Genomic DNA, 19,920 nt, shown 5'->3' on the forward strand with positions numbered 1-19,920 from the left:
CCTATCATGGCCGCAATAAAGGAATTTGGTCAGGAAGCATGCGTCCGCGGCGTGTGGGTGCCGTCGTTCCGGGCACGCCCGGCTATGAATTTTTCCATAAAACAGGAACGCCAACCGAGCCTCATCGGTAGATAAGCTAAGGAGTGCGCGTCACCGCCTCCATCACACGGGAGACAGCACGGTGCTCAAAGGTGGACTTCTCTGGTTGATCGGCATTCCGCTGCCGATCATTCTTCTACTGTGGTTCTTCAACGTGTTCTAAAGCTTGGGTCGCGCCGGATTCGGGGGCTTGAACCTCTCGGAACGACACATCCTTCGATTGAAGAAGCGCTGCGGAGGCGTCCGCGTCAGAGCGTGACGCTCCGCGGCGTGTAGACGAAGGGCAGACGCCCTTCCCGCTCGATCAGCCGCGTCGTGGCGGCGCCGATGATGACCATGGTCGCCATATCGGCCGGCGCGGTGCGGGCCTCGTTCAGGGTCAGTACCCGCAACGCTTCGTCCGGCCGTGTCACGGCGCGGGCGAAGATGACCGGCGTCGTGGCAGGCAGGATCTCGGCAGCGAGCGCCAGCGCCCGGCCGAGCTGCCGCGGCCGCGCCGAGGAGATCGGATTGTAGAGGGCGACGCTGAGCCCTGCCCGCAGCACCGCTTCGAGCCGGGCGGTCACGACCTCCCAGGGCTTGAGGTTGTCGGAGAGCGAGATCGCGCAGAAATCACCGCCGAGCGGCGCGCCGAGACGGGCGGCGGCGGCGAGCATCGCGGTAATGCCGGGCTCAACCCGGATATCGAGATCGCGCCAGTCCGCGGGTCCGTGCTCGACCGCCTCGAACACGGCGGCGGCCATGGCGAACACGCCGGGATCGCCGCCCGACACCACCGCGACATGCCGGCCGGCAACGGCGAGTTCGAGGGCATGCCGGGCGCGGTCCACCTCGACCCGGTTGTCGCTGGCGTGGCGGGTCAGTCCCGCGCGCTCCGGCACGCGGGCAACGTAGGGGATGTAACCGATCAGATCCTGCGCCCGGTCGAGGGCGTCGCGCGCCGATTCGGTGAGCAGGCGCGGATCGCCGGGCCCGAGGCCGATGATCGTGACGCTTCCCGGATCGCTCACGGGCGGCGGCCCTCTCCGGGCACCAGCACCATGGAGAAGTAGGGCGCGACGTCGTCCTCCTTCTCGGCCAGCGGCACCACCCGCTCGCCGGCCATGGTGCCGCGCTCGACATAGACCGCGCGGGCGAGAAAGCCGGTCTCGGCCAGCACGCCGCGCACCTTCGGCAGGTGCCGGCCGAGCTTCATGATGACGGCCGCATCCGTACCCTTCAGCCGCTCCACCAGCGCCTCGCGCGGCAGCGTCGCCGGCAGAATGGTGAGCACGTCGTCGCCCCAGGTGATCGGCGTGCCGGCGCGGGTCCAGCAGCCGGACATGCCGGTGACGCCGGGGATCACCTCGACGGGGAAGCGGTCCTTCAGGCGTCGCCACAGATGCATGAACGAGCCGTAGAAGAAGGGGTCGCCCTCCGACAGGATCGCCACGTCGCGGCCCGCACCGAGATGGTCGGCGAGCCGTCCGGCCGCCTCGTCGTAGAAGCCGGCCAGGGCCGCGACGTATTCCGGGTGATCGGGGTGAAGCTCGGTGGTGTAGGGATAGGCCAGCGGAAACTCGCGGGTGGGATCGCACATCACCGCGTCGGCGATGGTGCGGGCGTTGCCGCGCTTGCCCCGCTTGCAGAAGTGGACGAGCACGGGGGCGTGCTCCAGCACCCGCATCGCCTTCACGGTGAGGAAATCCGGATCGCCCGGCCCCATGCCGACGCCGTAGAGCGTACCGGTTCTGGCCGCGGCGGGGGTCTCGCCCGCGCCGTCCGTGGTCTCGGCCGGGGCGTCGATGCGCACGCTCCCCTCCATCACTCGATCTCGTTCGCGAGCGCGTTGACGGCGGCCGCCGTCATGGCGCTGCCGCCGCGGCGGCCATGGACCACGACGAAGGGCACGCGCCCGTCCCGCGCCAGCGCCTCCTTGGATTCCGCCGCGCCGACGAAGCCGACGGGGATGCCGATCACCGCAGCCGGGGGGGCGACGCCCTCGTCCAGCAGTTCGAGCAGGCGGAACAGGGCGGTCGGCGCATTGCCGACGGCGACGACGCTGCCGGGCAAATGCGCGCGCCACAGCTCCATCGCCGCGGCCGAACGGGTGGTGCCCATCTCCACCGCCAGCCCCGGCACCCGCGGATCGCCGAGCGTGCAGATCACCTCGTTCTTCACCGGCAGCCGGGCGCGGGTCACGCCGTCGGCGACCATGCGCACGTCGCACAGGATCGGCGCGCCGGCCTTCAGAGCCGCCTCGCCGGCCGCAGCGAAATCCTCCGACATCTCCACGTCGCGCGGCAGGTCGGTCATGCCGCAGGCATGGATCATCCGCACCACCACGCGCTCGGCCGCGCCGGACCAGCGGGCGAGATCGGATTCGGCGCGGATCATCGCGAAGGAGCGCGCGTAGATCGCGCCGCCGTCGCGGATGTAGTCGTGGCGGGCACTCATCTCACGTCGTCCTGAAACACGGGGTCCAGCGCCGGAAGCCCGGCGGCTGCGGCCTTCCTTATCCGGTCCAGCGCCACCTCGAAAGCGAGACGCGTTGCCGGCTCGGCGGAGGGGGGCCCGGCGAGCACCACGTCGTAGGCGCCGTCGCGGCCCACCAGGGTCAGATCCGCGGGGCCCGGATGGGCGCAGCCCTTGGCGCAGCCCGAGACATGAGCGGTGAGGCCGGCCAGCGGCGCCAGCGCCTGCGCCAGCCGGGCGGCGTGGTCGGGCACCGGGGTCGTGCCGGAGCGGCAGGCCGGCGCACCGGGACAGGCGGCGACCCGGCGGCGCGGATCGTCCGGCGTCACGATGAAGCCGGCCCGCGCCAATTCGGCCTGGAGGACGGCGGCGCGGCGCGCGGGAACGAGGAGGGCGAGGCCGCGCTCCGCGCTCAGCCGCACGTCCTGCGCCCCGGCCAGCGCGGCGACCTGTTCCAGCCGATCCGCGGTGCAGCGGCCGAACGGCGCCTGGACGAGGAGCGCCGCTCTGTCCGCGGTCAGGGCGGCGAGTCCCGGCGCGGCCGGAGCAGGAGCCGGCGCGAGCGGCGTCGGCTCGAACGGGAAGAAGCCGGCCACCGCTGCAATCACGGCCCGTCCGTGGGCGTCGAGGTCGCGCATCCGGCGTCCGCCGATCTCGGCGAAGGCGGCGAGCGCAAGGCCGATGGCGCCCGCCGCCTGTTGCTCGGGCAGCACGCCGCAGCGCAGGGGACCGGTTTCGGTCGCAAGGCCGAAGGCCACCTGCCCCTGCCCCTGCCCCTGCCCTTCGGCGAACAGGAAGAAATCGGCCTCGACCGTGCCGAGGCCGTGGGCGCCGCCGCCATCGATCGCCACCAGCGTCTTGGGTGGCAGGCCCGGCACGGCGAGCCCCGCCGCCTCCACCGCGCGGGCGAGCGCCGGCACGTCGATCTGTTCCGTGGGATCGAGGCCGGCGAGCGGCGCCGTCAGGGTCAGGCGCTGCGGGCCGCCATCGTCGCGGGTGTCGCCGAGGCCGGCTTCCGCGAGGGCGCAGGCGAGCGGCGCGGCGCTCGCCTCGCTGACGCCGCGGATCTGGAGGTTGCCGCGGGCGGTCACGTCGATATGGCCGTTGCCGTGGGCCCGCGCGCCGTCCGCCACCGCGCGCAATTGCGCCGGCGTCAGGCGCCCGAGCGGCGGGTGGACGCGGGCGAGCAGCCCGTCGCCGGTCGGCATCGGCCGGGCGAGCGAGGGGCACCAGCCGCGGCGCGCGCCCTCGGGCAGGGTGCGGCGGGCGCTCATTCGGCGGCCATCATTTCGTCGGCCGGCGCCGCGTTGCGCCGGCTCTGCCACAGGCCGCGGGCGCGCAATTCGTCGAAGCGCTCGAGGATGGCGCGGGTCGCCTCCGGGTTGGCCGCCTTCAGGGCATCGAAGGTTTCCGGGTCGGCGATCCAGGCGCCGTAGAGCCGGTCGAGATCTTGGCTCGACACCGCATCGGTCGCGGCGGCGAGCACGAACACCGCATCGATGCCTTGCGCGAATTCCTGCGCGCCGCGGTAGCCGTGGCGGAGCTGCGCCGCGATCCAGCGCGGATGGCCGAGCCGGCCGCGGATCAGCCGGGCGATGTCCTCGCGGGCGGTGCGGGTGCGCGGCGCCTCCGGATTCGAGACGTCGAGGCTGTAGAGCGCGGGCGCCCTCCCCTCGAACGAGGCGGCGGCAAAGAATCCGCCCATGGCGTCGGCGGCGGCGTCGCCGTCGAGCAGGTCGCGCTCGGCGACGTCGAAGGCGTGGACATAGGCGTCCGCCGCCGCGACGCGGGCGGCGAAATCCGCGTCCGCGCCTTCCGCGTCGCCGTAGGCATGGGTGGTGGCGGCAAGGTAGGCGGCACCGAGATCGGTCCGGCCCTCCCAAGCGCCGTCGAGGGCGGTCTCGGCCGTCCCCGCGCCGTAGCGGCCGGGCGCGGCGCCGTAGATGCGGGCGGCGGACTCGCCCCGGCGACGGGCGGCGGCGAGCGGGTTCTCCTCGTCCTCCTCCTCGCGGGCGGCGACGGCCCGGGCGGCGCGGTCGAGCAGCGCCAGGGTCTCGGGAAAGGTGTCGCGGAACGCGCCGGAGACGCGGCAGGTCACGTCGATGCGCGGCCGGTCGAGGAGGGCCAGCGGCAGCACCTCGAAGCCGGTGACGCGGGTCGAGGCATGGTCCCAGACCGGGCGCACGCCCATCAGGGCGAGCGCATGCGCCACGTCCTCGCCGCCGGTGCGGAGCGTCGGCGAGGCCCAGAGATCCATGACGATGCGGGCCGGGTACTCGCCCTCGTCCTGAAGGTAGCGGCGCACCACCGCATCCGCGGCCTTGCTGCCGAGCATCGTCGCGGCGCGCGTCGGCAGGGCGCGCGGGTCGAGGGTCGTCAGGTTGCGGCCGGTGGGCATCACGTCCTGGCGCCCGCGCGAGGGCGAGCCGGCCGGGCCCGGCGCGACGAAGCGGCCGTCGAGCGCCGCGGCGAGCGCGGCGCGCTCCGCCTCGGCGCTGATGCGAACCGGCTCGGTGGCCTCGGCGGGCGCGCGGCCGAACACGTGCAGGCCATCGCGAAACGGGGTCTCGCCGAGGTCGCACAGATGCGCGTCGAGCGCGGTCAGCGCGTCGGCCATCGGCGTGTCGCCATCGACGCCCGCGCCTTCGAGCAGGCCGGCGGAGGCCGCCTCGTCAAGGATCGCCGTGGCGATCAGCCCGGCCCGGCGCGGATCGAGCACGCTCGCGGCGGAGTATTCCTCGACCAGTTCGCGCAGCGCCGCGGCCTCGGGGGTGAGCCCGGCCGCCTCGACGGTGGGAGTGAGGTGGCCCAGCGCAATCCCGCCGAGCCGGCGCTTGAGCGGCGCGGCCTCGCCGGGATCGTCGACGATGAAGGGATAGACCACCGGCAGCGCCCCGACGGCCAGGGCCGGCCAACAATCCGGCGACAGCGCCACCGCCTTGCCGGGCAGCCACTCGGTGGTGCCGTGGGTGCCGAGATGGATCAGCGCGTCGAATGCTCTCCGAACGCCGAGGTAGAAGGCGAGGTAGGCGTGGGTCGGCGGCTCGTCGGGGTCATGGTAGCCGGCCTTGCGATCGGTGCTCCGGCCGCGGTCGGGCTGTAGGAACAGGGTGAGGCCGGCCTCAGACTCACGCGACGGGTCGCCGAAGCCCTGTCCCTGGGCGCGGGGCGAGGGGGTCCGAGTTGCGGCCGCGCGCACCATCCGGAACCGGAACGCCCCGTCGCGGCAGGCCGGATCGTCCTTCGGCGCGCCCCAGCGCTCCGCCAGTTCCGCCCGGCGCTCTTCCGGCAATCCCCCGAACCACGCCGCGTACTCGGCCAGCGATACCGAAAAGCCCGGTTCGCCCTCCGTCAGTGCCGCCATCAGCGTGCCCGCCTCCGGCAGGTCGCCCGCGGCGAACCCCGCCGCCGCGAGGTCGGCGGCGATGGCGCGGGCGCTTTCCGGCGTGTCGAGGCCGACCGCGTAGCCGGCGCGGCCGCCGCGGGCGGGATAATCGGAGAGCACCATCGCCAGCCGGCGCTGCTCGCGCGGCGTTCGACGCAGGCGGATCCAGGCGGCGGCGCGCTCGGCGAGCGCGGCGATGCCGGCGGGATCGGGCACCGCGCGGCGCTCCGAAAAGCCCTCGACCGCCGCGGCCTCCTCCTTGAACGAGATCGGGAAGCCCGAGAGCCGCCCGTCGAATTCCGGCAAAGCCACCTGCATGGCGAGGTCGGACGCGTTCATGCCCCGGCCCGAGGCGGCCCAGGCGTCGCGGGGCGCGCCGATCGTGTAGGCCTGGATCACCGGACAATCGGCGGCATCGAGCACGAAACCGGCATCGTCGCGGGCGGAGAAGGCGGTGGCGGCGAGCACGATGTCCGGGCCGCGCAGGGCCAGCGCCGCGCGCAAGGTCGCCACGGCCTCCGGATCCTTCAGGCTCGACAGCGCGAGCGTGACGCTGCCGATGCCGCGCTCGGTCAGCGCGGCGGCAAGCTGCACGGCCGGCGCCGTCTCGCCGGAGAGCACCGCCGAGCGGTAGACCAGCAGCAGCGCCAGCGGGCCCGGCCCGGCGGCCCGCATCGCCCTCTCAAGCGCGACGGGCCCGCAGCCGGGGCACCACGCGAAGCCCCGCGGCAGCGCCTTCGGCGGCGCGGGTTCGAAAGCGGCGCCGGCCTCCGCCGCGAGGCTGCGCAGCAGGTTCTTCAGGTTCTCCGGGCCGCCCGCGCGAAAATAGGCATCGAGGCGGATGCAGGTCTCGGGCGGCAGAGTCGAGAAGGCGTCGAGGCGCGGATCCGGCCGGTCGTCACCGGGCAAAACCGCAAGTTTGACCCCCTGCGCCCGTGCCGTCGCGGCGGCCCGCTCGATGCCGTAGCGCCAATAGTCGAGCCCGCCGAGGCAGCGGATCACGCAGATCCTGGCGCGGGCGATCACCGCATCGACGTAGAGATCGACCGACATCGGGTGGCGCAGTTGCGCCATCTTGGCGAGCCGCAGCGAGGGCAGCCCGGGCTCGTCCGCGTGGGCCCGGGCGACGGCCGCGAGGTCCGTATCGGTAAATGACAGAAAGACGATGTCGCCCGGGCTCTGGCCGAGATCGACCGCCGCCTCGCCCTCGTCGAGGGAGACCGTATCGAGGCGGATCAGGTGCATGGCGCGGGCGCCCTCACGGCTCCGATTGGACGCGCGCCGGATGGGCCCGCTTGCGCCGGATGCGCCAGACCAGCCGGAGGAGCAAGGCGGCAAAAAGGACGATCGGCAGCCAGGGCAGGCTCGCGACGGTGAAGCGGAGGGCCGAGGCCGCGCTCTCACCGAGGATCGGGCCGCTGCGGGCCCAGACCTCCTGCACCGGGGCGAAGGCGCCGGCCCGCGCCCGGCTGGTGCGGAAATCGACCGTGACGATCTCGGTGTCCACGCGCTCGTCGAGGCCGCGGCGCGTCCCTTCCGCCTCCTCGATCTGGCTCTGGACCTGCGCCAGTTCCCCCGCGATCTTGATCAGATCCTCGGCCCGGTTGTCCGGCTTCTCGGCGAGCGCGGTCAGGCGGGTGCGGTAATCGTTGAGCTGGGCCAGCCGCCGGCCGGTATCGGCGATGGAGGCCGTCAGATCCTCGGCGCGGGTCGCCTGCTCGATCAGCACGACATCGCCCGCCGCCTCGCCCGGCAGGGGCGCGGTGACGGAGGCGACGTAAGGAGCGACCGCGGCATGCGGCAGCCGCACCTGAACCTGCGCCTGCGGCTGGCGCGTGCCGCCGCCGTCGCGGATCGAGGAACTCAACAGCGTGCAGGTCGCGGCCGCGTCGAGGCAGCGGTCGCGGGCGGCGGCGAAGTGCGGCGCCACCCGGTCCGGCCCGAGGCCGACGGTGAGATCGTGGCGGTAGGCGAGCTTGGCCGTGCTCCCCTCGCGCGCGGCGGGGACGAAGGGCGCGGGCGCAGGAGCCTGGGCCATCCGCATCGCCCCGTCCGCCTCATGCCGGCTGTCGGAACAGCCGGCGAGAAGGGCGAGGACGGGGGCCGCGAGCCAAAGCCCGCGCGGCAGCCGGCCTGCGGCTTCGCCCCGGCTCATCCGCGCAGGGCGGCGGCGACCGCGTCCTGATCGAAGCCCTTCAGGCCGATGACGACGAGGCGTCCGTCGCGGGGCTCCGCGCCCTTCCACGGGCGGTCGTAATGGGAGGCGACGCGCCGGCCGACACCCTGCACCACGAGGCGCATCGGCTTGCCCTTCACTTCGGCAAAGCCCTTGATGCGCAACACGCCCTCGGTCTCGGCCGCCTTCTCCACGCGGGCGGAAAGATCTTCCGGGCTGCCGGCGATGCCGACGGGGATCGCGACCGATTCGAAATCGTCGTGGTCGTGATCCTCGCCCTCGCCGTGATGCGAGGGGCGCGCGTCGAGGTCGTCTTCCGCCCCCGCACCGATGCCGAGCAGCACAAGCGGGTCGAGGCGGCCGTGCTCGGTCTCGACGATCTCGACGGCGCGCGGCAGGTGCGCCTGGATGTCGGCGCGGACCTTATCGCGGCCCGCCGCGTCGAGGAGGTCCGCCTTGTTGAGCACCACGAGGTCGGCGCAGAGGATCTGGTCCTCGAACACCTCCTCCAGCGGATTGTCGTGATCGACCGATTGATCCGCCGCGCGCTGGTTGGCGAGGGCGTCGGGGTCTTCGGCGAACATCCCCGCGGCGACCGCCGGGCCGTCCACCACGGCGACCACGCCGTCCACGGTGACCCGCGAGCGGATCGCCGGCCACTGGAAGGCCTGGACCAGGGGCTTGGGCAGGGCGAGGCCGGAGGTCTCGATCAGGATGTGCTCCGGCGGCTCGGGCCGGTCGAGCAGCTTGGTCAGCGCCGGCACGAAATCGTCGGCCACGGTGCAGCAGATGCAGCCGTTGGGCAGCTCCACCACCGAATCCTCGTTGCAGCCCTCGATGCCGCAGGCGGCGAGGAACGAGCCGTCGAAGCCGAGATCGCCGAACTCGTTGACGATGATGGCGAGCCGGCGCCCGCGGGCGTTCTCGACGGTGTGGCGCACGAGCGTCGTCTTGCCGGCGCCGAGGAAGCCGGTGACGATGGTGCAGGGAATTTTTTCGACGAGGCTCATGATGGGGTCTCCCCTCGGGCCGCCTTGAGCGGCGGGATGCGGGCGACGACGCCCTTGCGAAACGCCTCCGGCCGTTCGCGCCAGGGCACGACGCCGTCGGGGGTCTCGAGGTAGCGACGCAGACCCGCCAGGATGGTGCGGGCGGAAGCTTCGGGGTCTTCGAGCGCGTCGAAGTCGCCGTAGACGTAGGTCCAGCGGTCGGGCGAGACGACCGCGACGGTGCAGGGCCGCTTGCAGACCGAGAGGCACTCGGCGCCCTCGATCGTCAGGCCCGGCACGGGCTCGCGCCCGACTTCCGCCAGCAGCGCGGCGAGGAGCTTGGCCCCGGCGCGCGGCTCGGAGACATCGCCCGCCGCGCGGCAGGTGGTGCAGACCGACAGGATGGCGGTATCGGGATCAGGCATTCGCACGGGCACCCGCCTCGCGGCCGAACAGGCCCCAGGCCCAGCCATAGGCGAGCCCGATCACCGCCCAGAACACGAAGCCGATGGCCAGCGAGCGCGCGGCGAACTGCGCGGCCGTGGCCGGCGGCACCTGCGAGGAGACGGTGTCGATCGATTGCGGCGCGCCCGCGAGATGCGGCGCGACGATGAGAACGAGGCCACCGAGGATCGTCAGCGGCACCCGCCGCACGGCGATCAGGTAGAGGCCGAGCCCGGTCGCCACCACCGTCATGAGCCACCACGACTGGCGCAGCACGAGCGGCGCCGCGCCCATGCCGGGCAGTTCCGGCGGCAGGCCGATGGCGGGGGCCAGCGCCACCGCGAGGAAGCCGGCGATGCCGACGACGAGTCCGCCCTGGGGGGTCGGCTCACGGCGGAGAGCCAGCATCACCGCCGCGAGCAGCAGCGCGTAGCCGACGCCGCCGACCAGCGTGGCGAGACCGGTGAAGGCCATGCGCTGCAGGCCCGGCGCGGGCTGCCATTCGTCGGCCGTGCCGTGGTCGTGCCCGCCCTCGCCGTGGCTGTGCTGGGATGGCGCATGCGCCGGCACGATCAGGGCGGCGAAGGGGGAATCGGGGGACGGCGCGAGGGCGGCATGCGCGCCCTCGCCTTCATAGGTCTCCGCCTGAAGGATCAGCGGGGAGGTCAGCGTGAGCTGCAGGCCCGTCGCGACGACGGACGCGAGGAAGCCGGCGACAAGCGCCGCCGACAGCAACCGGATGATCATGGAACTGCTTGAAGCCGCAGGATGCGCGGATCAGTGGCAGGGGAAGTTCTGCGCGTGGCGGAAATCGTGCGCCGCATTGTGCAGCACCGAGGCCGGGGCGAAGCCCGCCACGAAGACGAGACCGAGGCCGAGGAAGGCGGCGACGAGAAGCGCACGGGCGCCCTCGGCGGAACGGGTGGCGGCCTGGGTCTGAAGGGTCGCAGTCGTCATCGGGTCACGGGCTCCGGCCGCCCCACCGGCGGCGTTCGAGAACAAAACTTCGCCGGACGGCAGGTCTCCTGGCTCGCGGCTGGTATCGTGCCTGCCGCCTTCCCGGATCACCCGGTGGCTCGTGGCAGGAACTCGCCGCTTACAGTTGCGGGGGCAGCCGCGGAATCGAGGTTTTTGAACAACCCTCTCACCGCATTCCCTTTTCACCCCGTTTCCGGGGCACCGTCACCCGCCGCTTGTAACGCGGAGTCGGGGCGCATGCAAAGCGCCATTGCGTGAACGGACGCGCCCGGTGCAAACCGGCCGGCATGACGGAGGCTGCACCCGACCGGATGACCCTGGTGCTCGGCGGCGCGCGCTCGGGCAAGAGCGCCTATGCCGAGCGGCTGATCGAGGCCTGTCCCGCGCCCTGGCTCTACATCGCCACGGCGCAGGCCTGGGACGAGGAGATGCGCGTCCGCATCCACGAGCACCGGGCGCGTCGCTCCGGCTCCTGGCACACCCTCGACGTGCCGACGGCCCTGCCGGAGGCGGTGGCCGCCGCGACCGGGCCGGTACTGGTCGATTGCCTGACGCTCTGGCTCACCAACCTGCTGCTGGCCGAGGCCGATCTCGATGCGGCGACCGAGGCCCTGGCACGGGCCTGCGCCGCGGTGCCGGGCCCGCTGGTGCTCGTGGCCAACGAAGTCGGCCTCGGCATCGTGCCGGACAACGCGCTCGCCCGCCGCTTCCGCGATGCGGCCGGGCGGCTGCACCAGCGGCTCGCACGCGAGGCCGACCGGGTCGTGCTCACCGTCGCCGGGCTGCCGCTGACGGTCAAACCCTCACGTGAGAATCCTTGATGACCGAAGACGATACCCGCCACCGCGAAAAGATGGCCAAGCGCAAGGCGGTGCAGGACGCCGAGGTCGCCTCGAAGAAGATCGAGAAGGGCCTCCTCATCGTCCATACCGGTCCCGGCAAGGGCAAGACCACGGCCGCCCTCGGCCTCGTGCTACGGATGCTCGGGCGCGGCCACCGGGTCGGCGTGGTGCAATTCATCAAGGGCGCCTGGGACACGGGCGAGGCCCGCGCGCTGAAAAACTTCGGTGACCAGATCGTCTGGCAGGCGCTCGGCGAAGGCTTCACCTGGGAGACGCAGGACAAGGCCCGCGACATCGCCGCCTGCGCCAACGCCTGGGAAACCGCGCGCGCTCTGATGGCGGACACCAGCATCCGCCTGCTCGTCCTCGACGAACTGAACATCGCCCTGCGCTACGACTACCTCGACCTCGAGGCGGTGCTCGCGGATCTGGCCGCCCGGCGCCCCGACCTCCACGTCGTGGTCACCGGCCGCAACGCCAAACCGGCGCTCATCGAGGCCGCCGACCTCGTCACCGAGATGGGCAGCGTGAAGCACCATTTTTCCGCAGGCGTGAAGGCGCAGGAGGGGATCGAGTTCTGAGTTTGCGCGTCGTCGCGCGATTCTGGATTCCAAACCCAATCTGATTGACGCGGCAAAGGGCTGCTCAGGGCGGAAAGCAGATGTTGATGCCGTGACTGCGAGCGGACACGTCGCATTCATTGCATCGGAAGCGCACGAAACCAACATCGATCAATTGACCCGGCCGACGGCGTCCGCCTCATGGATCCATGACGCAAGTTTCTGAGCCGTGGATCGGCCGCGAATGTGGGATGCCCGCCTACATCCGTGACCATGACTGGAGCGCGACGCCGCTCGGCCCGGTCGGGCGGTGGACGGAGCGTTTCAAGCTCATGGTCGAGCAAGTGCTCGCCAGCCCGCTCATATCGGGCCTCACCTGCGGACCCGAGCGCATCCTCGTCTATAACGAGGCGGCCGCGCGGCTGTTCGGTGACCGACACCCCGGCGCACTCGGCCGCCCTCTGTCCGAAGCGTTCCCCGACACGTGGCCGGTCGTCGCCCCCCTCTACGAGCGTGTGTTCCTGGGGGAGAGCGTGCATGTGCCGGCTCAACCGTTCGACCTGGGCGGGAGCGAGGTGTTCGACACCTACCTGACGCCCATGCGGGACGAAGCCGGCGCGGTGATTGCAGCACACATGGTTGGCTTCGAGATCGGCGGCCGGTTGCGCACCGAGGCGGCGTTGCGGGTGAGCGAGGAGCGGCTCGCGCGTGCATTGGAGGCGGGCGATGTCGGCGTGTGGGAGATCGACCTCGCCACGCTGGACGCTTGGCGCTCACCGCAGCACGATCGCATCTTCGGGTACGAAGCACTCCTGCCCACGTGGACCTACGACACGTTCCTCAATCATATTACGCCGGAGGATCGGGACTCAGTCGACGCCGGCTTCCGAGACGCCATCGCCGCGGGCGGGCAGTGGAACTTCGAGTGTCGAATCCGGCGCGCGGACGGTAAACTCCGGTGGATTGGGGCGCAGGGTCGGATCGATGCCGGCGCGGGAAGACACCTCCGGCGCATGAAGGGGACGGTGCGCGACATCACGGAGCGCAAGAGTTCCGAGGCGGCTCTGCGCGAAAGCGAGGAACGGTTCCGCGGGCTCGTCGAGGGCTTCGGCCAATTCAGCTGGGAGGCGCACCTGGACGGGTCCATCGTCGCCGACAGCCCAGGCTGGCGCGCCTTCACCGGCCAGCGCCTGGACGAGTGGCAGGACTTCGGCTGGCTGGATGCGATCCATGTCGATGACCGGGCGGCAACCGAACAGAAGTGGCGCGCGGCGGTCGCCGCGGGGAGCGCGGTCGATGCCGAGTATCGCTTGTGGCACGCGTCCAGCGCGTCGTGGCGGTGGTCGAACGTTCGCGTCGTGCCGATCACGAGCCCCGACGGCACGATCCGTAAATGGGCGGGAGTCAACATCGACGTCAACGATCGGTGCATGCTGCAGGCACGCCAGGAGGTTCTGGTCAACGAGTTGCAGCACAGGGCGCGCAACCTGCTGGGTATCGTCGCCGCTATCGCGGACAGGACGGTCAAGCGCGGCGGGTCGGTCGAAGCGTTCGAGGAACGGCTCCAGGCGCTCAGCCGGGCACAGGGCCTGCTCAGTCGAAGCGGCAGCGATACCGTCGAGGTCGGTGCGCTGGTGCGGGCGGAACTCGCCGCACACGTGGACGAGTCATCGGACCGGATCGAGGTCGGCGGGCCGCCGATGCTCCTGACCGCGCGGCAGGTGCAGAACTTCGCGCTGGCCCTACACGAGCTAGCCACCAACGCCGTCAAATACGGCGCACTGAGAAACGATACCGGCCGTCTCGCCGTCACTTGGGATGTGACGCGGGATCAGCGCGGACGGCCTCGGTTGGTTTTAAGCTGGATCGAGACCGGTATCCGCGTCGATCCTGGGCAGACCACGCGTCGCGGCTACGGCACCGAGCTCATCCAGCAGGCCCTGCCCTACGCGCTCCAGGCGAACGTCGATTATGCGCTGGGCGAGAACGGTGTGCGCTGCCAGATCGACATGCCGATCACTTGCCCTGTGTAAGCGACAACACCCTTACGAGGATGGAGGATCGCGGATCGAGCGCTTCCAGAGCCTGCAATGCCCGACCTTGCCCAGCCCCTTGCCGGCCGCTTCATTCTGGTGGTCGAGGACGAGTATCTGATCGCCACGCACCTGAAGCGCTGGCTCGAGGAAGCCGGTGCGACCGTGATCGGACCTGTGCCGAGCGTGGATCGGGCGCTGGACCTGATCGAGAATGTCACACTCGATGCGGCGGTGCTGGATGTGAATCTCGGCGACGGGGATACGGTGTACCCGGTGGCCGAGACGCTGACGGGCATCGCTGTGCCGTACCTATTCGCCACGGGGGAAACGGAGCGGTCTCATGCGAACAGCCGTTGGGAGCAGCCATCTCTAGCGAAGCCCTTCTCGAAGGACGAGTTACTGCGCACACTGACCGGGCTAATGACATCCCCCCTACAATCCTCCTGAGGAGCTCTCCGTCGTTTGCACGGGGGGATGTGGTCCACGATCGGCGGAGGTCTTCATGGACTGCTATGGGGCGCAAACGGTCTCTCACAAAGCCATGCTGATTGGCTTTAGAATCCTAGGCGCCCGCCCAGGATATCCGCCCGATCCGCACGGATGCCGACCTGACCGAGGCCTTGCGGGCGATCGATCGGCTCTGGGGCGTCCCTGTGGGCACGCCGGAGGGCGACAAGCGCGACGGGCTGGCCCCGCTCGCGGAAGCCTATGAGCGGGCACAGCATCCGGTGCCGGAGAGCGATCCCACCGAACTCCTCCACTTCGCCATCGACGAGACGGGGCGCTCGCAGGCGGAGCTGGCCGAGCTTCTCGGCTCGCGTTCACGCGCGTCCGGGATCCTGAACCGCAAGCGACCGCTGAGCCTGGAGTAGATCAGGCGGATCGCCGAGGCGTGGAAACGACCGCTGCCCGCCTTGGCGAAGCCGTACCGGCTGGAGCGGGACGCGGCCTGAGTCGCGCCCCGCCACCAACACAGAATCAATACTCGATGATGTCTTCGAGGGCGTAGTGCTTCACCGTCTTGCGGTTGGCGATGAGCTCGTCGATCGTCGGCTCGCCCTTCATGGCGCGGGCGATGGCGAGCTTCGTCGCCTCGTAGTTGGTGCGGTAGAGATCCTTGCGGTCGAGGTTCTCGTCCGTGCCGCAGCGCTCGTCGAGCCAGATCGTGATGATCATGCACAGCTCGTCGAGGCCGTCCTTCGGCAGGATGCCCTCGATCACGCAATCGACGATGGCGTCGCCCGTGGCCGCCTGGACCACGCCGCCCAGAAGCTCGGCGTATTCGGCGGTGTGGATCGTGACCTTGGTGGTCATGATCGTGGAGGGGCGCACGAGCTGGTTGAGGTCGCGCACCACGAACATGCGGGTATGGCCCTGCACCTGCCCCAGCAGGCTCGCGAAACCGTGGCCCACGGGCCCGCGGGTGGAGCCGATCAGCACCTCCGGCATCGCGTCGGTGAACTGCCCTTCGGCCGCGAGCACGGTCGCCTCGCCGGTGCGGAACCAGATCTCGGACATGTCGGTCATCCCTTGCGTTGTCGTGCGGCGTCGCGCCCGGCGGGCGGTCGGCGCGCAGACATCATCCCCGGCCGCGCGCGTCAATCACCTTCGCCGAGCGGCCCGCCCGCGCCGCGCCCCTGGTCTGCGGCGGAGAAGCCCTCCATGTCAGGCTCGGCAAGGACCGAAAGGAACGAAGCGATGAGCGAGCCCGGCAAGGGCGATGGAATGCGCGATGGAATGGGCAGTGGATCAGGCGGCGGGCCGATAGGCGAGCGTGGCTGGAGCTTGTCCGCCATGCCGGAGGGCGAAGGCGTGCGCCTGGAACTGGCACTGCCCGATCTCGGCGGCCGTCCCGTCACCGCGATCCTCAGCCTCGACCGCGCCGAGGCGCGGGCCTTCGCCCGGGCGCTGCTCGCCGCGGCGGGTGATGCGACGGAGCGGACCTTCGTCGGTCCGCACGAAGCCTGAAGACGGACCTGGCCGGGCCCCCGATCAGCGCTGGTTGCGCCGTCCGGGCAGCCGCGGCGCCACCGTGCCGCGCGGCTCCACCGGCGCGTCGCAGGCATAGGCGAACTCGGTTTGCAGATCGCTGAACACGGTCTCGCCGGTGATCCTGCAATCCTCGCGCACGGTCTCGTCGAGATAGGTGCGTGCGGCCGTGCGGAAGCGCGCGGCCCGTGTCTCGGCCGGGGGACGCCCGCTGCCGACCTGGCCGACATCGCAGCCCGTCACCTCGCGCAGGGCGTTCGAGACCACCAGAACCCGGCGGCGCTGGCGGTTGTCGTAGATCTCGTAGGGCTCGTTACAGCCGATCGTGACGACCTGCGGCACCTGGGTGACGTAGGTCTGCGAGATGTAGCCGAAGCCGGTGCAGCCCGAGACGGCGAGGCTGCCGCCCAGCACGAGCGGGAGCGCGAGCCACCGAACCGTCGTCGCCATCTGCCGCCTCATACGGTGCCATCTCTCTCCCGCGACCGGCAGGAATGGACGCATTGAAACGGTCCAGCTTGCCCGGTCAAGCCGGCCTCGTTCCGGATCGGTCCGACGAGGCCTCACGGCACGGGCCTGTCACGGCGCGCTGCGGAACGGACCGGCAGAGTCATTGCTTTGCCCGCAGACGGCTTCGCGGGCGGCACGACAGGGATAGGGACGGCTGAGCATGGTGGAGATCCGGCACGACACGGTGATGGCGAACGGCGTGCAGCTGCACGTCGCCCGGGCCGGAACCGGCAGCCCCCTGGTGCTGCTGCATGGCTGGCCGGAATTCTGGCTGACCTGGGAGCCGGTGATGGCCCGGCTCGCGGAAAGCTTCAGCCTGATCGCGCCGGACCTGCGCGGCTTCGGCGCCAGCGAGAAGCCCGATCACGCGCCCTCGGACAAGGCCGGTCCGGAGGTCCACGCCGCCGACATCGTCGGCCTTCTCGATGCCCTCGGGCTCGCGCGCGTCGGGATCGTCGGGCACGATGTGGGCGCCTCCATCGGGCAAGCCCTCGGGCGGTCGCATCCCGACCGGCTCAGCGGCCTGTTCTTCTTCGATTGCCCCTATCCCGGCATCGGCCCGCGGCTGGCCCGGCCGGAGATGCTGGCCGAGATCTGGTACCAGTCCTTCCACCTCAAGCCGTTCGCGGCGGAGGTGGTCGGCGCCAGCCGCGAGAGCTGCCGCGCCTATATCGGCCATTTCCTGCGCCATTGGGCCGGCGGGAATCTGGCCGCCTTCGACGCGGTGCTCGACGCCTTCACCGACAACTTCCTCGTGCCTGGCAACCTGCAGGGCGGCTTCAACTGGTACCTGAGTCAGCAGGCGTCCCGGCTCGCCATGCTACGGGGCGAGGCTCCGGCCCTACCGCCGATCCGCGTGCCGACCTGTATCCGCTGGGGCACGCAGGATCCGCTCTTCCCCTACGCCTGGACCGACCGGCTCGGGGAGACCTTCGCAAACCTCGACCTCGCCCCGTTCGAGGGCGCCGGACACTTCCCGCATCGGGAACGTCCCGAGGCGGCAGCGGCGGCGATCGCGAAGTTCTTCGTGCGGCTGGAGGCTTGAGGCGGGCCGCACCTTCGGGTCGCGGGTGCATCGTCCCGATTGGCACGGCCGGACCAATTTTCGAAGGTTCGATGCCGGCGCGGCGTTCCCGGCGTACCGGGCCGTGAACAGGCCCGCGAGCGTCAGCCTTTCGCGAAAGACACGCACGACGTCGCCCATGGATTGACGCCCGATGGCTTCAAGCAAACAAAGCGGCAACGGGCTATACCCAGATCGACTCCCAATCAACCGATCGTTCACAAATATCATTGCGTAATCGCCGCCGACTTTGACGCGGCGAACATTTCGAAAAGCAATTGGGTGGCCGATGCGCGTCCGGAATCTTTTCGTTTCGTGCATGGCTACCGTCGGACTCGTGACGGCGGGTTCGAGTTCCTTCATCGCTTGGCAGGAATGGCAGCGCTGGTCGCAGGCCGACGCGGCACGTCAGCTCGTCGGGGTTCTGGGCGAGATCGCCCGCTTCAACGAGCGACTCGCCCTCGAACGCGGTTCCTACAATCAGCTCCTGCTCTCGGACAGCGCCGAGCAGGCGCCGATCCGGGCCTCGGCCGAAGCGAACCGCAAGGCGACCGAGGCCGTCACCGGTCGGATCACGGGCGCCGTCGCGGCCATGCCCTCCGACAAGCGGGCCGTGCTCGAGCAAGCCCTGCAGCCGGCGATCCGCCAACTCGAGGGTGCGCGTGCGACGGCGGACAGCGAGATCGCCAAGCCGCTCAAGGAGCGCGACGAGCAGGCCGCGAAGAACTTCCAGAAGGCCGTCGTCGCCATCGTCGCGCTGAACGCGAAGACGCTGGGCACGATCGAGATCGACATCGCCCGGAAGAATCCGGAAATCGCGCGCGCGGTGCCGGTCGTCAGCCTCGCGATGGAGCTGCGCGACATCGGCGGCACCCGCTCGGCCTGGTTCAGTCAATACGCGGGAGCCAAGCAGCGCTTCTCTCCGGCCGTGATCGTCCAGATCCACGAGATGAACGGCCGGATCGAGCAGGCTTGGCAGCGGCTGCAGCGCAGCGTGATGCAGGTCCAGACGCAAGGCTCTCTGGTCGACGCCCTCACGATGGTGGAGCGCAGCTTCATCGCCGATCCGGGACAGGTGGTGGCAGCGATGTTCGCGGCCAGCCGGGACGGGACCGAGCCGCCGATGCCCCTCACGGAATGGCGGCCCCACACCACCAAGATGCTCCAGTCGATCCTCGTCGTCAGGGACGCCGCCCTGCAATCAGCGCTGGCCACCGCCGACGAGACGATCGCCTCGGCGCTGCAGCGCCTCGCCGTGGCGGGTGCGACCCTGCTCCTCGTCATCCTGTGCACCTTCGGCATCGTGGTCCTCTTCACCCGCCGCGTCGTGCAGCCGCTGGCCTCGCTGGCGCGGACCATCACGCAGCTCGTGGAGGGCACACGGGACGTCGCGGTGCCCGGAACGGACCGCCGTGACGAGATCGGCGAAATCGCCCGCGCGGTGGGTGTCCTGAAGGCGCACGGTGCCGAGGCGGAGCGGCTGAGAGGGGAGCGCGAGGGCCTGCGGCAATCCGCCGAGCTGGAGCGGCGCCAGAGCCTGGAGCGGACCGCGGACCAGTTCGGGAGTTCGGTCGGCGGCATCGTCGGCCAAGTCGCGACGGCGGCAGGCTCGTTCGAGGCGCAGGCCACGAATCTGGCCGGTACGGCCCGGGAGGCCGACCTGCGTTCGGCGGAGGCCGCACGGCTCGCCCGCTCGGCCTCGCAGAACATCGAGGCCGTGGCCGCGGCCGCGGAGGAGCTGTCCGCTTCGATCGATCAGATCCGCGAGCAGGCGCGGGGGTCGTCCGCGGCCGCCGCCGAGGCGGCTCAGGAAGCCTCCTCGACGGAAGCCAAGGTCGGCGATCTCGGCGCCGCCGCCGCGCGGATCAGCGAAGTGCTCGGCCTCATCCGCGGCGTGGCGGAGCAGACGAACCTGCTGGCGCTCAACGCCACGATCGAGGCCGCCCGTGCCGGCGCCGCCGGCAAGGGCTTCGCCGTCGTCGCCGCCGAGGTGAAGGCGCTGGCGGGTCAGTCGGCCCGGGCCACCGACGAGATCGCGGCGCATATCGGCTCGGTCCGCGTGGCCACGGAGCAGACGGTGCAGGCCATCGGCAACATCACGCAGGCGATCCGGCGCGCCACCGGCATGGCGGACGCGATCGCCCACGCCATCGACGAGCAATCGACGGCGACCCAGGAGATTGCCCACAACATCTCGGCCGCCTCGCACGGCATGCGCTTGGCCACCGGCGAGATCGAATCCGTCATCGGCGCCTCCAGCGCCACGGGACGTGCGGCGGACATGGTGCTGCAGGACGCCATCGCGCTGAACGGGCAATCCCTGCAGCTCCGCAGTTCCGTCCGGCACTTCGTCGGCTCGATCCGGGCCTGACGGGCAGGACGGATGCGGCCGGGA

The 19,920-nt window shown here is 71.0% G+C and carries 20 protein-coding genes and 1 riboswitch; of the genes, 8 read left to right on the forward strand and 12 right to left on the reverse strand.

Features of this window, described 5'->3' with window-relative positions; all coding sequences use genetic code 11:
- Window positions 1–347: 347 nt before the first annotated feature.
- Genes cobJ through Y590_RS06425 form a run of 10 tightly spaced genes read right to left on the reverse strand, consistent with a single transcriptional unit; the run spans window position 348 to window position 10,504 of the window.
- Complete coding sequence (cobJ, locus tag Y590_RS06380; protein WP_060769107.1) at window positions 348–1,109, reverse strand: precorrin-3B C(17)-methyltransferase; 762 nt, start codon at window positions 1,107–1,109, stop codon at window positions 348–350.
- Window positions 1,106–1,903 (reverse strand): precorrin-2 C(20)-methyltransferase, encoded by a 798-nt coding sequence (locus tag Y590_RS06385; protein WP_060769108.1) that lies wholly within the window; start codon window positions 1,901–1,903, stop codon window positions 1,106–1,108. Before Y590_RS06385 ends, cobJ begins: the two co-directional genes overlap by 4 nt.
- Window positions 1,903–2,535 (reverse strand): precorrin-8X methylmutase, encoded by a 633-nt coding sequence (locus Y590_RS06390; protein WP_060769109.1) that lies wholly within the window; start codon window positions 2,533–2,535, stop codon window positions 1,903–1,905. Before Y590_RS06390 ends, Y590_RS06385 begins: the two co-directional genes overlap by 1 nt.
- The gene (gene cobG, locus Y590_RS06395; protein WP_060769110.1) at window positions 2,532–3,827 is read right to left on the reverse strand and encodes a precorrin-3B synthase; all 1,296 of its coding nucleotides are present in this window, start codon (window positions 3,825–3,827) and stop codon (window positions 2,532–2,534) included. Before cobG ends, Y590_RS06390 begins: the two co-directional genes overlap by 4 nt.
- Window positions 3,824–7,183 carry a cobaltochelatase subunit CobN gene (gene cobN / locus Y590_RS06400; RefSeq protein ID WP_060769111.1) on the reverse strand — a complete coding sequence of 1,120 codons (3,360 nt, stop codon included), beginning with the start codon at window positions 7,181–7,183 and terminating at the stop codon, window positions 3,824–3,826. Before cobN ends, cobG begins: the two co-directional genes overlap by 4 nt.
- 13 nt (window positions 7,184–7,196) lie before the next feature.
- On the reverse strand, window positions 7,197–8,093 hold the full coding sequence (locus tag Y590_RS06405; RefSeq protein WP_060769112.1) for a DUF4349 domain-containing protein: 897 nt from the start codon (window positions 8,091–8,093) through the stop codon (window positions 7,197–7,199).
- A complete protein-coding gene (gene cobW / locus Y590_RS06410; RefSeq protein ID WP_060769113.1) occupies window positions 8,090–9,124 on the reverse strand; it encodes a cobalamin biosynthesis protein CobW in 1,035 nt (344 codons plus the stop codon). The genes Y590_RS06405 and cobW overlap by 4 nt, the downstream gene beginning before the upstream one ends.
- Entirely contained in the window at window positions 9,121–9,528 is a 408-nt protein-coding gene (locus Y590_RS06415; RefSeq protein WP_060769114.1) for a DUF1636 family protein, read from the reverse strand. Before Y590_RS06415 ends, cobW begins: the two co-directional genes overlap by 4 nt.
- Window positions 9,521–10,294, reverse strand: coding sequence for a CbtA family protein (locus tag Y590_RS06420; protein WP_060769115.1), 774 nt, complete (start codon window positions 10,292–10,294; stop codon window positions 9,521–9,523). Before Y590_RS06420 ends, Y590_RS06415 begins: the two co-directional genes overlap by 8 nt.
- A 30-nt stretch (window positions 10,295–10,324) precedes the next feature.
- The gene (locus tag Y590_RS06425) at window positions 10,325–10,504 is read right to left on the reverse strand and encodes a CbtB domain-containing protein (protein ID WP_060769116.1); all 180 of its coding nucleotides are present in this window, start codon (window positions 10,502–10,504) and stop codon (window positions 10,325–10,327) included.
- Between the two features lie 41 nt (window positions 10,505–10,545).
- Window positions 10,546–10,746: riboswitch (cobalamin riboswitch) on the reverse strand.
- A gap of 66 nt (window positions 10,747–10,812) precedes the next feature.
- Between Y590_RS06425 and cobU the strand changes: the two genes are divergently transcribed.
- The 5 genes from cobU to Y590_RS06450 all read left to right on the forward strand — a co-directional run bounded on the left by cobU (window position 10,813) and on the right by Y590_RS06450 (window position 14,835).
- Window positions 10,813–11,346, forward strand: coding sequence for a bifunctional adenosylcobinamide kinase/adenosylcobinamide-phosphate guanylyltransferase (gene cobU, locus Y590_RS06430; RefSeq protein ID WP_201026775.1), 534 nt, complete (start codon window positions 10,813–10,815; stop codon window positions 11,344–11,346).
- Window positions 11,346–11,948 (forward strand): cob(I)yrinic acid a,c-diamide adenosyltransferase, encoded by a 603-nt coding sequence (gene cobO, locus Y590_RS06435; protein ID WP_060769118.1) that lies wholly within the window; start codon window positions 11,346–11,348, stop codon window positions 11,946–11,948. Before cobU ends, cobO begins: the two co-directional genes overlap by 1 nt.
- A 230-nt stretch (window positions 11,949–12,178) precedes the next feature.
- Window positions 12,179–13,960, forward strand: a complete 1,782-nt coding sequence (locus Y590_RS06440; RefSeq protein WP_060769119.1) for a PAS domain-containing HWE histidine kinase family protein — start codon at window positions 12,179–12,181, stop codon at window positions 13,958–13,960.
- Between the two features lie 57 nt (window positions 13,961–14,017).
- On the forward strand, window positions 14,018–14,410 hold the full coding sequence (locus Y590_RS06445) for a response regulator (protein WP_060769120.1): 393 nt from the start codon (window positions 14,018–14,020) through the stop codon (window positions 14,408–14,410).
- A 173-nt stretch (window positions 14,411–14,583) separates the two neighbouring features.
- Window positions 14,584–14,835 (forward strand): helix-turn-helix domain-containing protein, encoded by a 252-nt coding sequence (locus tag Y590_RS06450; protein ID WP_353612595.1) that lies wholly within the window; start codon window positions 14,584–14,586, stop codon window positions 14,833–14,835.
- A gap of 106 nt (window positions 14,836–14,941) precedes the next feature.
- On the opposite strand, the gene fae is transcribed toward Y590_RS06450, so the two are convergent.
- Window positions 14,942–15,481 carry a formaldehyde-activating enzyme gene (gene fae / locus Y590_RS06455; protein WP_060772186.1) on the reverse strand — a complete coding sequence of 180 codons (540 nt, stop codon included), beginning with the start codon at window positions 15,479–15,481 and terminating at the stop codon, window positions 14,942–14,944.
- A gap of 180 nt (window positions 15,482–15,661) precedes the next feature.
- Here fae and Y590_RS06460 point away from each other — a divergent pair, with 180 nt between their 5' ends.
- Window positions 15,662–15,931, forward strand: a complete 270-nt coding sequence (locus tag Y590_RS06460) for a hypothetical protein (RefSeq protein WP_083530786.1) — start codon at window positions 15,662–15,664, stop codon at window positions 15,929–15,931.
- Window positions 15,932–15,955: 24 nt separating this feature from the next.
- Here the strand turns inward: Y590_RS06460 and Y590_RS06465 are convergent, their stop codons facing one another.
- Window positions 15,956–16,402 carry a hypothetical protein gene (locus Y590_RS06465; protein ID WP_060769121.1) on the reverse strand — a complete coding sequence of 149 codons (447 nt, stop codon included), beginning with the start codon at window positions 16,400–16,402 and terminating at the stop codon, window positions 15,956–15,958.
- A gap of 220 nt (window positions 16,403–16,622) precedes the next feature.
- Here Y590_RS06465 and Y590_RS06470 point away from each other — a divergent pair, with 220 nt between their 5' ends.
- Both Y590_RS06470 and Y590_RS06475 read left to right on the forward strand, forming a co-directional pair.
- Window positions 16,623–17,507: an alpha/beta fold hydrolase gene (locus tag Y590_RS06470; protein ID WP_060769122.1), complete on the forward strand. Its 885-nt coding sequence runs from the start codon at window positions 16,623–16,625 to the stop codon at window positions 17,505–17,507.
- Window positions 17,508–17,844: 337 nt separating this feature from the next.
- A complete protein-coding gene (locus Y590_RS06475; RefSeq protein WP_286161865.1) occupies window positions 17,845–19,896 on the forward strand; it encodes a methyl-accepting chemotaxis protein in 2,052 nt (683 codons plus the stop codon).
- Window positions 19,897–19,920 lie beyond the last annotated feature (24 nt).

Origin of the sequence: Methylobacterium sp. AMS5, assembly GCF_001542815.1 — a bacterium.
In the GTDB taxonomy this organism is placed as follows: domain Bacteria; phylum Pseudomonadota; class Alphaproteobacteria; order Rhizobiales; family Beijerinckiaceae; genus Methylobacterium.